The 13,970-nt window shown below is 38.5% G+C and carries 9 protein-coding genes; all 9 read right to left on the bottom strand.

Annotation, left to right across the window (positions count from 1 at the left end; genetic code table 11):
• Window position 1: 1 nt before the first annotated feature.
• Window positions 2-3,010 (bottom strand): SusC/RagA family TonB-linked outer membrane protein, encoded by a 3,009-nt coding sequence (locus tag LNQ34_RS00625; protein WP_202703289.1) that lies wholly within the window; start codon window positions 3,008-3,010, stop codon window positions 2-4.
• A gap of 394 nt (window positions 3,011-3,404) precedes the next feature.
• Window positions 3,405-5,342, bottom strand: coding sequence for a family 2A encapsulin nanocompartment cargo protein cysteine desulfurase (locus LNQ34_RS00620; RefSeq protein WP_229998329.1), 1,938 nt, complete (start codon window positions 5,340-5,342; stop codon window positions 3,405-3,407).
• A complete protein-coding gene (locus tag LNQ34_RS00615) occupies window positions 5,326-6,246 on the bottom strand; it encodes a family 2A encapsulin nanocompartment shell protein (RefSeq protein ID WP_202703368.1) in 921 nt (306 codons plus the stop codon). The genes LNQ34_RS00620 and LNQ34_RS00615 overlap by 17 nt, the downstream gene beginning before the upstream one ends.
• A 655-nt stretch (window positions 6,247-6,901) precedes the next feature.
• Window positions 6,902-8,557, bottom strand: coding sequence for an arylsulfatase (locus LNQ34_RS00610; protein WP_229998328.1), 1,656 nt, complete (start codon window positions 8,555-8,557; stop codon window positions 6,902-6,904).
• A gap of 188 nt (window positions 8,558-8,745) precedes the next feature.
• A complete protein-coding gene (locus LNQ34_RS00605; protein WP_202703366.1) occupies window positions 8,746-10,008 on the bottom strand; it encodes a YeiH family protein in 1,263 nt (420 codons plus the stop codon).
• Between the two features lie 33 nt (window positions 10,009-10,041).
• Window positions 10,042-10,761 (bottom strand): thioredoxin domain-containing protein, encoded by a 720-nt coding sequence (locus LNQ34_RS00600; protein ID WP_229998327.1) that lies wholly within the window; start codon window positions 10,759-10,761, stop codon window positions 10,042-10,044.
• A 5-nt stretch (window positions 10,762-10,766) separates the two neighbouring features.
• The gene (locus LNQ34_RS00595; protein ID WP_229998326.1) at window positions 10,767-11,627 is read right to left on the bottom strand and encodes a sterol desaturase family protein; all 861 of its coding nucleotides are present in this window, start codon (window positions 11,625-11,627) and stop codon (window positions 10,767-10,769) included.
• 15 nt (window positions 11,628-11,642) lie between these two features.
• Window positions 11,643-11,837 carry a hypothetical protein gene (locus LNQ34_RS00590; RefSeq protein ID WP_229998325.1) on the bottom strand — a complete coding sequence of 65 codons (195 nt, stop codon included), beginning with the start codon at window positions 11,835-11,837 and terminating at the stop codon, window positions 11,643-11,645.
• Between the two features lie 195 nt (window positions 11,838-12,032).
• Entirely contained in the window at window positions 12,033-13,952 is a 1,920-nt protein-coding gene (locus tag LNQ34_RS00585) for an arylsulfatase (protein ID WP_229998324.1), read from the bottom strand.
• Window positions 13,953-13,970 lie beyond the last annotated feature (18 nt).

Here is a 13,970-nt window from a genome sequence, read left to right as displayed (position 1 = left end):
TTTAAAAATTGATATTTACTCCCATAGCGATTGTTCTCGCTGGTGGAGCCGAATAAAATTCCTGTCCAATATTAGGATTCGCTCTTGAGATGTCATCTCTTCGTGACTCAGGATCAGAACCTTTGTAATTGGTAAAAGTCAATAGATTTACAGCCGTCATGTAAATTCTTAAATTGCTCATTCCCATGTCGCTTACGGTCTTTTTAGGTAATGAATATCCTAATGTCAGGTTTCTTAAACGTATGAAATCTGATTTACCAAGATAACGGCTCGAATTTTGGGTACCGTTTGAACCTCCAAATCTTGCTTGTGGTACATTAGTAATGTCACCCGGTTTTTGCCAACGGTCTAGCTGATCCAGTGTCTGATTATCAAAATAATCGGCTGCTGTAGACTGATAGATTCCCGCAGTGTTATAAATACTGGCACCCCATTCTCCTTGGAAAGTAAATGAAAAGTCAACACCTTTGTATAAAATCGTATTGGTAAGTCCTGACATTAAGGTTGGAAACGGATTTCCAAGAATGGTTCTCTGTGCTTCGCTATAGTCGTTGGTCGTACTTCTGTCAATACTTCCGTCGGCATTTTTTGTGTTTTTTACAAAAAGTGCATCTCCGTTTGCCGGGTCAACTCCTGCGTATTCTACCAAATAGAAGGATGAAATGTTTTCGCCAACTCTATTAATAGTATAACTGCTAATTACATCTGCATTGTTGTTAGGAAGCGTTTTTACTTTTGATTGATTTGTGGTTAAGTTGAAACTTGTAGTCCAGGTAAAATTTTCGGTGGTGATATTTTTAGTATTTAACGTAAATTCGAAACCACTGCTTCTGATTTTTCCGATATTTTTACTGATAGTTCCATCAGGACCGGCACCTGCACTTTTTGGAAGTGGAGCATCAAAGAGTAGTCCATCGGTATCTTTTTGATAGTAGTCGGCTTCAAAAGTAATTTTATCTAAAAAGCCCAGTTCGGCACCAAAATCGATTTGAGTAGATTTTTCCCAGGTTAAGTTATTATTTCCAGGTTGAAAGAATGTTAATCCGGATTTTAAATTATAAGGATTCGGACGGTACAATTGGCGGGAGGCAAAGTTTCCAATTTCGGCATTTCCTAATTTACCCCAGCTTCCTTTTATTTTCAAATAGGTTAAAACCGGATTTTCTTTTAAGAAATTTTCCTGAGAAATTACCCAACCGGCAGAAAGTGCCGGGAAAACACCAAAGCGTTCGTTTTTCCCAAAACGGGAAGAACCGTCACGACGAATACTGGCTTTGAACAGATATTTACCGTCAAAAGCATAATTAAATCTCCCAAATTGAGAAACAAAGGCATAATCAGTTTCGTTTCCGGCCCCGGCATTAACTTCTGCTCCTCCGTCAATTGTCTGGAAGCCATCATTAGGGAAATAGATGCTGTTTACATCTTGATACCTGCGGTTGTATTTGTTAAGTTCCATACCCGCAACGACATTTAGAACGTGTTTTTCTGCAAACGTTTTGTCGTAAGTAAAGTAGTTACTAAAAACATAATTTTCAGTATTAACAGAGGTTGCAAATACCTCACCGTCTGTCGCCATAAACGGAGCATTTTTTCCTTGCCAGGAGTCTTCGGTCTGTGTTAGATAATCATAAGAGAAATCAGAATTGAATTTTAAACCTTTTACTATTTTAAGTTCGCCAAAAACCTTTCCGGTAAGTCTGCGCATGTTCGTTTTCCAGAAAGTATTGTCTTTTGCTAATAAATAGTTAGCATATTCTGTGTTCGGATTTGCTGTTCCGTCTGCCAGTCTTGCTTGTGATATTGGAGCCTGCGCTACGGATTGTAGAGGTGATGTAAAAGAGTTATCGTCCTGAACTCTGTTGATGATGGCTCTTGAAAAACCAATGTTCATTCCCACAGTAAAACGATCTGATACTTTATGAGATAAGTTAGATCTTCCGGTTATTCTCTCCAGACTATTGCTGTCGATAATTCCGGTAGTGTTGTTGTAAGCTCCTGAAAAGAAGTATCTGGTTTTGTCGTCTCCGCCGGAAACCGAAAAATCAGCATCGGTGGTATATCCCGTTTGAAAGGCGATATCCTGCCAGTCTGTATCAATTTCTCCATTTCTCCAGTCAGTTCCCTGAGCCAGACGATCTAATTCTTCTTCTACCGAGGCTAAATCGTCAACATTTTTTCCTGCCTCACGTATTAATTCAACATATTGTTTTGCATTAAGCCACTTTCTCTTGTGTGTAGCTTCACTAACACCTTGTGAGAAATTAAGAGAGAAAGTTCCTTTTCCGTCTTTTCCTTTTTTGGTAGTGATGATTACCACTCCATTAGCTCCACGGGCACCATAAATTGCTGCAGAAGAAGCATCTTTTAAGACGTCAATAGACTCGATTTCATTCGGGCTCAAAGTCAGTAATGGATTTGTCGGCGCTCCGTTGCTGGATTCGTTGTCTGTAATCAAGGGGATTCCATCTAAAACGTAGAGAGGCTGTGTTCCTGCACTAATACTGGCAGCACCACGAACCCTAACATTAATACCACCTTCAACTTTACCGTTGGTCTGAGTGATTTGTACACCGGCAAGTTTACCCACCAGCGCATTTTGAACGTTTGAAACAGGTATTTGCTGGATATCTTTAGCCGTAACGCGGGCAATATTGTCCGTTAAATTCTTTTTGGTCTGTGTTCCGTAACCTACAACCAAAACGGCTTCCAGTTCATTTTGTGTTTCGACCAGTTGAACGGTCATTAAATTAGAAGCAGGGACATGTACAGTTGCAAAGCTGACATAACTTACGGTTAGAATGTCTCCTTTTTTTGCTGTTATTTTAAAATTTCCGTCAAAATCAGTTTGAGTACTGATTTTTGTTCCTTTTACAAGAATGTTAACTCCCGGAAGAGGAATTCGTTTTGAGTCAGTAACTTTCCCTGTAATCGATCCTTCTTGTGCATTGGCTATTTGCATAAATAATGCGATCAATAACCCCAAAAAAAACTTAAAGTTGATTTTCATTTGTAAATATTTTTGGTTAGTTTTCCCAAATATCTTAATTTTCTGTTAATAAGTAGTCTTTATTTAACATTTAAAATAACTAAAATACTTGTTTTTGTGATATTTGTAACAATTTGGTTTTAATTTAATATTTTTAGAAAAAAACAAAACGCTTTGTTGTTTATTGTGCAATTAAAATAGTTTTTGAATGTTTTAAATCTTAATATTTAGATAAAATTGTAATTTTATGTTTGATATTTAAGGTTTTGTTTGATTATTGTTTAAAATTTAATTTTTTAAACAAAAAAAGCGATTATCCGAAAACAATCGCCTTTGGTTATAATTACTCAAAATATTAAAAAAAGTAATTATTCTTTTTGAATAGGTCTAACTTATTAGTTTTTAGCATTGTTTTTTAAAATCTAACTTTTTTAAGTTCCCACAAGGTTTTGATAAAAGTATCAACATCTTCAGTGGTATTGTAAAAAGCCAGAGACGGACGAACAGTAGTTTCGACTCCCATTCTTCGCAAAATAGGCTGGGCACAATGATGTCCGGTTCGTACTGCAACACCTTCTTTATTTAAGGCTTGTCCCACCTGATCGTTTGTGTAACCTTGCAGATTAAAAGAAAGTACGCTTGCCTTATTTGCTGCTGTACCAATCAGTCGAACGCCCGGAATTTCTTTTAGCAGTTTTGTCGCGTAGTCTAACAATTGATGTTCGTACTGGCCTATTGCATCTATTCCTAATTTTGTCACATAATCTATTGCTGCCCCAAGGCCAATTGCATCGGCAATATTTCCCGTTCCGGCTTCGAAGCGATTGGGTGCTTTGTGGTATTTTATTTCCTCAAAAGTGACATCCTGAATCATGTTGCCACCAGATTGGTAAGGATGCATTTCATTCAGTAATTCTTCCTTTCCGTATAAAGCGCCAATTCCTGTAGGTCCAAAAAGTTTGTGTCCGGAGAAAACCAGCCAGTCCGGATTTAAATTTTGAACATCAACTTTCATGTGTGAAACCGATTGTGCGCCATCAATTAGAACTTTTGCTCCAACGGCATGAGCCATTTCGACAATCTTTTTGGCCGGGGTTACAGTTCCCAGTGCATTTGATACCTGAGTAAAAGCAACCAGACGTGTTTTTGAATTCAGCAATTTAGCATATTCATCCAGTAAAAGTTGACCATCATCGTCAACCGGAATTACACGAAGTTTTAATCCTTTTTTATCTGCCAGACGTTTCCACGGAACAATATTCGCGTGATGTTCTAAATTACTGACAATGATTTCGTCACCAGCAACTAAATTAGAATCGCCCCAACTCTGTGCCACAAGGTTAATACCTTCAGTAGCACCACGAACAAATACAATTTCGTTTACGGAGCCGGCATTGAGGAACGTTTTTACTTTTTCGCGGGCAGCTTCATAAGCATCCGATGCGCGGGCAGCCAATTCGTGAGCAGCACGATGGATATTCGAATTTTCATGTTCGTAGAAATAGGCAATACGATCAATAACCGACTGCGGTTTTTGCGTCGTAGCAGCATTATCAAACCAAACCAAAGGTTTTCCGTTTACGGTTTCTCTTAGGATAGGAAAATCTTTTTTGATTCGTTTAGCATCAAAATGAGAACCGGAAATACCACCAAAATCTTGTTTTTCAAAAGTATTTCCAACGATTAAATTCGAATTTCTCTGATCAAAAGCAAACGGATTTTGCTCTAAAAAGTAGTACGAATTTGACATCTCATTTCCGTTTAACGGAAGATTGGCACGTTTTGTAAATTGTGTATCCACAAAAGCCAATGCTGCTTTTAATTCTGTTTCAAACGAAGAACCTTGGTTTTGAAAAGGCAGGTATTCATTATTTAAAAGCAATTTCGAAAAAATACTTTCTTCATTTAGCTGAGCGGTTCCGTTATTCCCAAAATTTTCGTCATAAAAACCGGTTTGCGGATTGTTGACATTTACATTATTTCCGTGTGAAATTCCCAATGGAGAAGTTTCACTTTGAGGATCAAATCCGGCTCCGGCATTTGGATATAAAGCCGAAGCTCCTGAGCCATAATTAGCAACAGTTGGCGTTGCTCCAAATCCACTAAATGCTGGTAAAGCAGTTGGTGAAGCTGGTGCATCCTGCAAGGGCAGGGCTGCCGGGCTGTGGCCACTGAAGTTCCCCGTATTCAGGAAGGTTTCTGCAATTTTTGTGGCACGGGGATGTTCGCTACGATCAGGACTTAACGAAATCTCTTTGGGAAATTCGTTAGGTAACGTACTGAACAATTCGTTAGCCAAAAGCTGCAAATCCTCAATGTTGGGTAAGCCGTTGTTGTTAGTATTTATACTCATGGTACTTTCCAATTTCTACATCTTCAAGAACGGCGATGGCATCGTCTACCAATACTGCCAGTGAGCAATATAGCGATACCAGATAAGATGCAATTGCTTTTTCATTTATTCCCATAAAACGAACAGATAATCCCGGCGACTGTTCGCCTTGCAATCCTGGCTGAATTAATCCGATAACACCCTGACGGCTTTCTCCTGTACGCAATAAAATGATTTTTGATTTTCCGTCTTTGATAGGCAATTTGTCGGATGGAATAAGCGGAATTCCTCTCCAGGTTAAAAATTGAGATCCAAACAAAGAGGTCGTAGGAGGAGGAACACCACGACGTGTACATTCACGGCCAAAAGCTGCAATTGCCAAAGGATGTAGTAAAAAGAATCCCGGTTCTTTCCACACTTTTGTTAGTAGTTCGTCTAAATCATCTGGCGTTGGTGCACCGGTTCTGGTTTTAATAATTTGCGAAGGCGCAACATTGCTGAGCAAACCATAATCTTTATTGTTGATTAATTCGCTTTCCTGGCGCTCTTTAATGGTTTCGATCGCCAATCTAAGTTGTTCCGAAATCTGATTGTACGGTTTACTGTACAAATCTGAAACTCTGGTATGTACTTCAACAATCGTTTGAACTGCTGCCAGATTATATTCTCTTGGATTATCGATGTAGTCGACAAAAGTATTGGGTAAAACTCTTTCGTCTCTTGCAGAACAATCTACTTCGATATGACTTCCGTCTTTTACTTTATTCAAACGGAATACACCCGATTCTACTGGTGTCCAATGCAAAAGATGCGTTAACCAACGTGGTGTAATTGTTCCAATTTGAGGAACGGTACGGGTTGCAATTGCTAATTGTCTTGCTGCAACATCTCCTAATGCTGTTTGTTGTTGTTTTGTTTCAGCCATGGCTTAATGGTTTAATGGTTAATTTATTCTTTGCTGTCGTATTTTAAGAACTTTCATTCGTAAAAAAAACAATTTTATCGTACTAGTAAATTTAGTTTAAAACTAAAAACCCCCGCAATAAAAACCGTTTAATTTACAGTATAATAATGTCTAAATTGTTGAATCCTAAGGTTTATCAAAGTAGATCGAATTGCTCTTCAGACGAAAGACATCTTTGCGTGATAGTATAACCCGGTTTAAGGACCAACAATAAAATGATTGTGTAGTTGTACTCGGGGTGAATTTCGATTTTAGGTATAAAATCGATTTCAAATGAAAAGATTTTGAGGATTAATGGCAGAAGCACATATAACAAAAAGTGTTATAGGTATATTTTTTTGGAAGAATGTAATTGGATTGGCTTGCTGTTGTGTTCAAAATGTAGTTCTTTAAATTTTAATCTCTACTAATTCTATAGACAAAGTTAAATTTAAAATAATAAAATCCAAGAGTTTTTTTAAAATTTATTCAGATAAGTGAAAGAAAACAGGTAATGTGTTGATTTTTAATTAGTTATTTTTTTTGGATAAAAAAAAGACAGAAAAAGAAGTAAGAGTTGTTATTACTTCTTTTTCTGTCTTTAAAATGCTTTATAAAATGTAAAAAGAAGCTTCAATTATTTTTTTAAGGCAGCGCCGCCTGGCATCACTTCTTGTTTTAGTTTGAATTTACTGTATTCTACAACTCCGGTCTGATCGGCCCAATCAAAATAGGCAGCCGATAGTTTATTCACAATACCGAGGTTCTGTTTGGCTACATTATTAGTTTCACCACGATCTGTTTCGATATCATAGAGCTCCCACTCGTAAGAGGGGTAAATCGATACCAGTTTCCATTTTCCATCTCGTACGGCTCTGTTTCCGGCTCTTTCCCAAAATAACGGAGCTCCTCTGTCGACTTCGGAAGCATTGTCAAATAATAGAGGAAGGAGACTTTTTCCTGGTAACGGGTTCGATTTGGCACCATTGTATTCTTTTGGATATTCAATTCCGGCCAATTCATAGAAAGTAGGAGCAAGGTCAATAATGTGTCCGGTACCTTTATCGATTCGGCCTCCTTTTATTTTGGATGGAAACCAGGCAATAAATGGAGAGCTGAAACCGCCTTCGTGCATATTGTTTTTGTATTGTTGTAAAGGAGTATTCGATAAATAGGCCCAGTTTTGTTCCTGATAATCGAATGAACCTGAAGTTCCAATTGGACCATCATTTCGGACTAAACCTCTGCCTAACGGATTGTAGGTGTTGAAACCGCCCTGCGCACCATTGTCTGAGATAAAGATAATGAGGGTGTTTTTATCTTTTTTTAGCGCTTTTAATTTATTCATAACCTTACCCACATTCTGATCCATATTGTCTACCATTGCGGCATAAACTTCCATTTTGGCTTTCCAGAATTGTTTTTCGTCATAAGTAAGTTTATTCCATTCCGGCACTTCCGGATCTCTTGGTGATACAGTTTGATTGGGGGATAAAATGCCATTTGTTTTTAGCTTTTCGATTCTTTTTTCTCTTAAAACATCCCAGCCTTCGTCAAATTTTCCTTTGTATTTGGCAATGTCTACCGGTTTTGCCTGTAGCGGCCAATGTGGAGCGGTAAAAGCTAAATACAGAAAGAACGGCTTATTTTCTTTGTTTTGTTCGTCGAGAAAAGTCACTGCGTTGTTTCCGATTTCATCGGTAAAATAATAAGAATCGTCTTTAGGATGGAGTTCTTCATTGTTTCGAAGTAATTTTACCGGATAAGGTGTTTTTCCAAAAGGCAAAGGTTTGCTGTCGAAATAACTGGAAGCTCCTTTTAAGATGCCATAAAATTTATCAAAACCTCTCTGGTTAGGCCATTGCGACTGATCTTCGGAACCCACGTGCCATTTTCCTGAAAGTAAAGTACTGTAACCACCAGAACGAAAAACTTCTCCCAATGTCAAAGATTCTTTGTTGAGGTATCCCTGATAAGCCGGCAGGCCAAGGTTGATATCAAAAAATCCCATCCCCGCCTTGTGTTGATATTGTCCCGTTAATAAAGAGGCTCTGGTTGGTGCGCAAATCGAGTTGTTGTAGAATTCGCGAAGACGTAAACCTTCACTAGCCAGTTTGTCGAGATTTGGTGTTTTAATTTCGGAACCATAATTACCTAAATCAGAATAGCCCATATCGTCGACCAGAATCAGGATGATATTTGGTTTTGAATTAGGGGTAGTGGTTTTGTTTTGTGCGAAAACGAAAAGTACTGTCGAAAATAAGAGGTGGAGAGTGAGAAGTGTTTTTTTCATTTTAATTCATGTTGTGAGTTGCTGAAACGGGTTTATCTTTTATTGAATTGGTTTGTGGCCTGGAAACATAGCTTAAAAAAGTAGAGTAAATTATGATTTTTTAGAACAACTCTGTGATTTATTTTTAATGAAATGTGTTTTAGTACAATTAGTTACGTTTTAAAGTGTTCAAAAAATGATTCAGATTGTTATTCTTTAAAAAGTAAAAAAGCAATGATCAGCGTGACAACGATATTGAACAATTGTGCTATTAAAAAGGCATATAAAGGTTTTCGGCTGGTATTACCCAGTAAATCTTTAAATTTGGTTTCCAGTCCAATACTGGTAAAGGCCAGGGCAAACCAAATGCCTTGTAGATTTTTTAAGCTGTCTTTTACTTCGTCTCTCACTTCGGCAGTCAAAAAAAAGGAAAAGAAGAGTGAAGCGGCAATAAATCCAATGACAAATTTTGGAAAACGTTCCCATATAACAGCTAAAGTTGGTTTGGCTGCCACAGCTTCTTCCGATTGGTTCTGAGTATAAGTCCAGTATACGGATATGGCAAACGCAGCTAATCCTAAGAGTACATTTTGAGAGAATTTGACAATTGTACTAATTTTTAAAGCAGTTTCGCCTACCAAGGAGCCTGATGCCACAACGGCTCCCGAAGTATCAATACTGCCGCCCAGCCAGGCTCCGGTTACTTCTTCGGGAAAGTTGAAATGTTTAGCTATTATAGGCATGAAAATCATCATAGGTATTGCGGTGACCAAAACAATAGAAATCACGTAAGACAGTTTTTTTGAGTCGCCTTTGATGGCACCTGAAGTCGCAATTGCCGCCGAAACTCCGCAAATCGAAACCGCGCTGGAAATCATCATGGTTAATTCATCGTCGACTTTTAATTTTTTGCACAGCCAGAAGGCAAAGTACCAAACGGACAGTACAACTACTAATGCCTGAATAAGCCCTAATGAGCCGGCTTTTAGAATGTCTGAGAAAATAACAGTGGTTCCCAGTAATACCAAGCCAATTTTGACAAATACCTCTGTCGAAAGTGAGGAACGAAACCACCGTGGAAGGATGAAAAAATTACCTAAACAGAGACCTATGATTAAACTAAAAATCACCGCTTCGAGATTTAGACCTTTGATGGTGGTATTTCCGGAGATCACCAAGGCAAAAATGGTTAAGAGATAAACAATTGGAAAACCCAGTAAAAAGTTTTTGACTGATTTTCCAATCAAAAAAGTCCCTAAGGTTCCCACGGAAACCAGATAAATAAATTGCAATCCGAGGATTTTAAGGTTTCTGAAATTAAGTACATCCACTACTAAATCTGATCCCGTTGACCATTTGAAAACAGGGATTTCAGGAAGAAATAGAAAAAGAGAAATTCCGATGATGATAAAACCAAGAACTACGACAGTCCAGTCTTCGTGAAGGGTAAATTGTTTGGTTTGAGTTGACATTTTTAAGGGTTGTATGCGATTATTTAGCGGTTTTTATTTGGAAGCCAAAGCGACATCTACATCATTTTTTAAATCTCCGAGACCTTCTTTTTTGAAAACAATTTTGCCTTTTTGGTATAAAATTAAAGTAGGAAAAACTTTTACCGTTTTTAAGTCGGCGATTACCTGAGGGCTGTCTTCCAAATCGATTTCCACGATTTTTAAATTGCTTCCGTATTGTGCTCTGATGGTTTCTAAAACAGGTTTTACTTTTTTGCAGGCACCGCAGTAAACAGAACCAATATCAACGAGAACATCATTATTTTCTGCAATGATTTTATTGTATTCGGCTAAGGTTAGTTTGCTTTTTGAATTGGCATAAAAGGGTTTCCCGTTTCCAATCCAGTTGGCAATTCCGCCTTCTAAACTATAAGCTTCTTTGAAACCATTTTTAAGTAATTCATCTGCGAGCCAGACACTTCTGCCTGCACCAATTGAGTAGGTAAAAACCGGTCTTTTTTTATCTAAGGCAGCAATGCGTTTGGCATAGTCTTTCGATTCCAAATTAAAATTTTGTGCTCCATTGATATGATTAAGAGCGAATTCTTCAGGACCGCGTGCGTCAATGATCTGTGGTTTTTTTTCGCTTTGAATTTTAGCATAAAAAACGTCTAATGAGACGGTGTTGGATGCTTTTTGCTGTGCAAAACTAATTCCGGATAAAAACAGTATCACAATAGCGATACTGTTTTGGATTGTTTTATTTTTTATCATGATTTTCAAGATTGAACCTGCTCGTAGTAAGCCGGATGGGGTACTGTTTTTTCTACTTTTTGGCGTATTGGAACTGCTAATACCCCCTCAGCCAAAGCACTTCCTTCTTTTTTGGATTTGAAGATAGGCCAAAGAAACTGTGCGTACCATTCTTCTTGTTTGTAGGACTTCATTCCGTACGATTTTGGAAATTTTCTGGTGATTAAACCTGTTCCGAAAATGATATCCCAAATAAAGAACATATTACCAAAGTTGCCTTTAAAATGTCCTACACCATCACCGCTGGTATCCGCATGATGTGCGTGATGAGTTGCAGGAGTCGAAATTAAACGTTCCAGAACCCACGCAATCGGATGTAAAACTTTGTATTTGTAAAAGGGTTTGTCCCAAGCAATACTGGAGTGAGCGCCTAAAGTGATAAAACTTTTGATCACTAATACAAACAATGCAGGTAATCCTAAACCTAAAAAAGTTAAAGTTGCCGTTAAGTAAATCTGCGAAAAGAAAATTGTATAAATAAAGTTTTGTCTGGAAGCCATGGCCATACCCATGTACGGAGCGGAGTGGTGTGTGCGGTGAAAACGCCATAAAAAAGGAACCTGATGGTGTAAGCGATGGTACCAATACTGCGTTAAATCATCGGCTACTGCGATAAGGAAAAAACCTCCCCAAAACGGAACCCACGAAAGCGAGTTGGCGAGATTGGGAATTAAATACGGCAATGCAGTAAGACTGAAAAAAGCAATTACCGGAGGCAAAAGCAATTTAGGAGCCAGAAAACAAATGATATCTACTTTGCGTTCCTGACCCGTCCATTGATCGTCGTATAAACCTGCTGTAAATTCGATAATACCCAGAATCACCATAAAAGCGGTTAATCCTCAGGTTCTGATGTTTTCGAAAGCCGGTTTGATAAATTCTAAAAAGGATGGTAAGGCAATATGTGATTGTGCGATCACACCATTTGTTAATTTGAAATACAGAAAGATTGCCAGAACAGGCAGTGCATAAAGGAAGAGACTAATACTTAGATCTCTGGTTAGTTTACTTTTTGAATTATAAGCTGTTGCTGCCATGATTTTTATTTTAAAAAGTTGCTAATTAAAGTTAAACCTCCCGCCAGAATGAGTAGCGGAACTAAAAAAACAATCGCACCCACGAGTATTTTTTTTCCTATAATTTCATAATCTGTTTTTTTCATGTGGATTGGAATTGAAAGGGATTCAGGTCTTTAATACATTGACAAAAGACCTGAATCTTTATTGGGTTAATTATTTTGAATTTCCGGGTCTGGTCGCCTGTTGGATGAGATCCTGTAATGTTTTTCCTTTGTCGGCTGTGGTGTTGTGTATTCTTCTGTTGTACACATCCTGCCAGTCAATCAATGGATAAACATTGTTTTCTTTGGCTTGTTCATCAAACAGTTTTTTAAGTTCGGCTAATTTTTCAGGATATTTTTTAGCCAGATCGTTACGTTCGTTGAAATCTTCGTTCAGGTTGTACAATTCCCATACGTCTGCGTCAAAATTACTTTCGGCCGGTTTTTCGTTTTTACCCAATGATTTTTTTACCGCAAAAGAGTCCGGCAGGTGAGCTGCTCCCGCTTTCCAGCCATCTTTGTAGATGGCTCTGTTTCCGAAAATATAGTAGTACTGAACGGTATGCAAAGAAGGTGCTTTGGCATCGTTTAGCGAAGCATAAAAGGTAGAGCCCTGAATAGCATCTTGTTTTATTTCTCTGATATATTCCGGAGCTTTAATTCCGGCAATGTCTAAAGTTGTCGGCAGCAGATCGGTTACGTGGCTGTATTGATTTCTGATTCCGCCTTTGTCTTTAATTCCTTTTGGATAAAAAACGATCAACGGATTGCGCGTTCCTCCTTCCGATTGTGCATCTTGTTTCCAGTTTTTAAACGGAACATTGGTGGCCTGAGCCCATCCCAACGGATAATTGGTATTGAGTCCTTTTGCCGTTCCGATTTCACCAATGTTGTTTAAGTTTTTCTGAAGGTTTTCTTCATCAGATCCGCCCTGAGCAAACAGACTTTGGTTGATGGTTCCTTGTGTAGTACCTTCTTTACTGGCACCATTGTCGCCAATTGCCACAAAAATTAAAGTATTATCGAGTTGATTGGTTTGTTTTAAATGTTCGACGATACGTCCAATTTCATGATCGGTATAGGTAAGATATCCGGCATAGACTTCCATGAATCTGGCGTACACTTTCTTTTGATCGGGTGTTAGTTTTTTCCAGTCGGTAATCAACGGGTTACGCTCCGGCAATACAGCGTTAGCAGGAACTACACCTAATTTTTTCTGGTTGGCCAGTACTTTTTCGCGATAAGCATCCCAGCCTTCATCAAATTTTCCTTTGTAAGGTTCGCTCCAGGATTCTGCCACCTGATGAGGTGCGTGAACAGCGCCAGGTGCATAGTACAAAAAGAAAGGTTTGTCTGGTGCAGCCTTGTGCTGTTTGGTGATATAGCTAATGGCTTTGTCTGTAATCTGGTCGGTTAAATGTCTTCCGTCAGGAGTAACGTGTGCATTGTCTTCCACCAAATCCGGTTTGTACTGATCGGTTTGTGACCCTAAGAAACCGTAGAAGTGTTCGAAGCCTTTTCCGGTAGGCCATCTGTCAAATGGTCCGGCATCAGTTGCTTCTTCATCAGGAGTCAAACCGTATTTTCCTACGGCAAAAGTATTGTATCCTTTGTCTCTCAGGATTTCGGCAATCGTACCTTTATCAGATGGAATTCTTCCGTCCCAACCAGGGAAACCAGCCGATAAAACGGTGTGAGAGAATCCGCTTACGTGTACTTTTCCCGAATTTCTTCCCGTTAAAATAGCAGAACGGGTAGGAGCACAAATGGCTGTAGTGTGAAAATTCGTGTAGCGTAAACCATTATTCGCCAGATTGTCAAAAGTGGGCGTTTGAATAAGGCCTCCAAAAGCACTAGAGGCACCAAATCCAACATCATCCAGCAAGATCCAGACAATATTTGGGGCACCCGTTGGTGCTTTTACAGGCTCAGGCCAATATTCTTTCGAATCGGCTAAAGTTTTACCTATAACGCCTTTAAAATCAGCATTGGGATTGTTTTGCGCAAAATTAAATTGTGCTGCAAGCAAGGCAGTAAATAAAAGCCCTTTTTGCGGACTTTTAATTTTACTATTGGGTTTAAAATTTTTCATAATCTATTAGTTTTTAGG

The sequence above is a fragment of the Flavobacterium lipolyticum genome, assembly GCF_020905335.1.
GTDB classification, from domain to species: domain Bacteria; phylum Bacteroidota; class Bacteroidia; order Flavobacteriales; family Flavobacteriaceae; genus Flavobacterium; species Flavobacterium lipolyticum.
Note: the sequence above shows the minus strand (reverse complement) of the source record. Positions and strands in the feature narration are given on the sequence as shown.

Excerpts from the sequence above, each read along its gene's own strand:
- LNQ34_RS00590 (WP_229998325.1), bottom strand. The coding sequence starts at position 11,837 with ATGGCAGCAACAGCTTATAATTCAAAAAGTAAACTAACCAGAGATCTA.
- LNQ34_RS00585 (WP_229998324.1), bottom strand. The coding sequence starts at position 13,952 with ATGAAAAATTTTAAACCCAATAGTAAAATTAAAAGTCCGCAAAAAGGG.
- LNQ34_RS00595 (WP_229998326.1), bottom strand. The coding sequence starts at position 11,627 with ATGGTGATTCTGGGTATTATCGAATTTACAGCAGGTTTATACGACGAT.
- LNQ34_RS00625 (WP_202703289.1), bottom strand. The coding sequence starts at position 3,010 with ATGAAAATCAACTTTAAGTTTTTTTTGGGGTTATTGATCGCATTATTT.
- LNQ34_RS00600 (WP_229998327.1), bottom strand. The coding sequence starts at position 10,761 with ATGATAAAAAATAAAACAATCCAAAACAGTATCGCTATTGTGATACTG.
- LNQ34_RS00615 (WP_202703368.1), bottom strand. The coding sequence starts at position 6,246 with ATGGCTGAAACAAAACAACAACAAACAGCATTAGGAGATGTTGCAGCA.
- LNQ34_RS00610 (WP_229998328.1), bottom strand. The coding sequence starts at position 8,557 with ATGAAAAAAACACTTCTCACTCTCCACCTCTTATTTTCGACAGTACTT.
- LNQ34_RS00605 (WP_202703366.1), bottom strand. The coding sequence starts at position 10,008 with ATGTCAACTCAAACCAAACAATTTACCCTTCACGAAGACTGGACTGTC.
- LNQ34_RS00620 (WP_229998329.1), bottom strand. The coding sequence starts at position 5,342 with ATGAGTATAAATACTAACAACAACGGCTTACCCAACATTGAGGATTTG.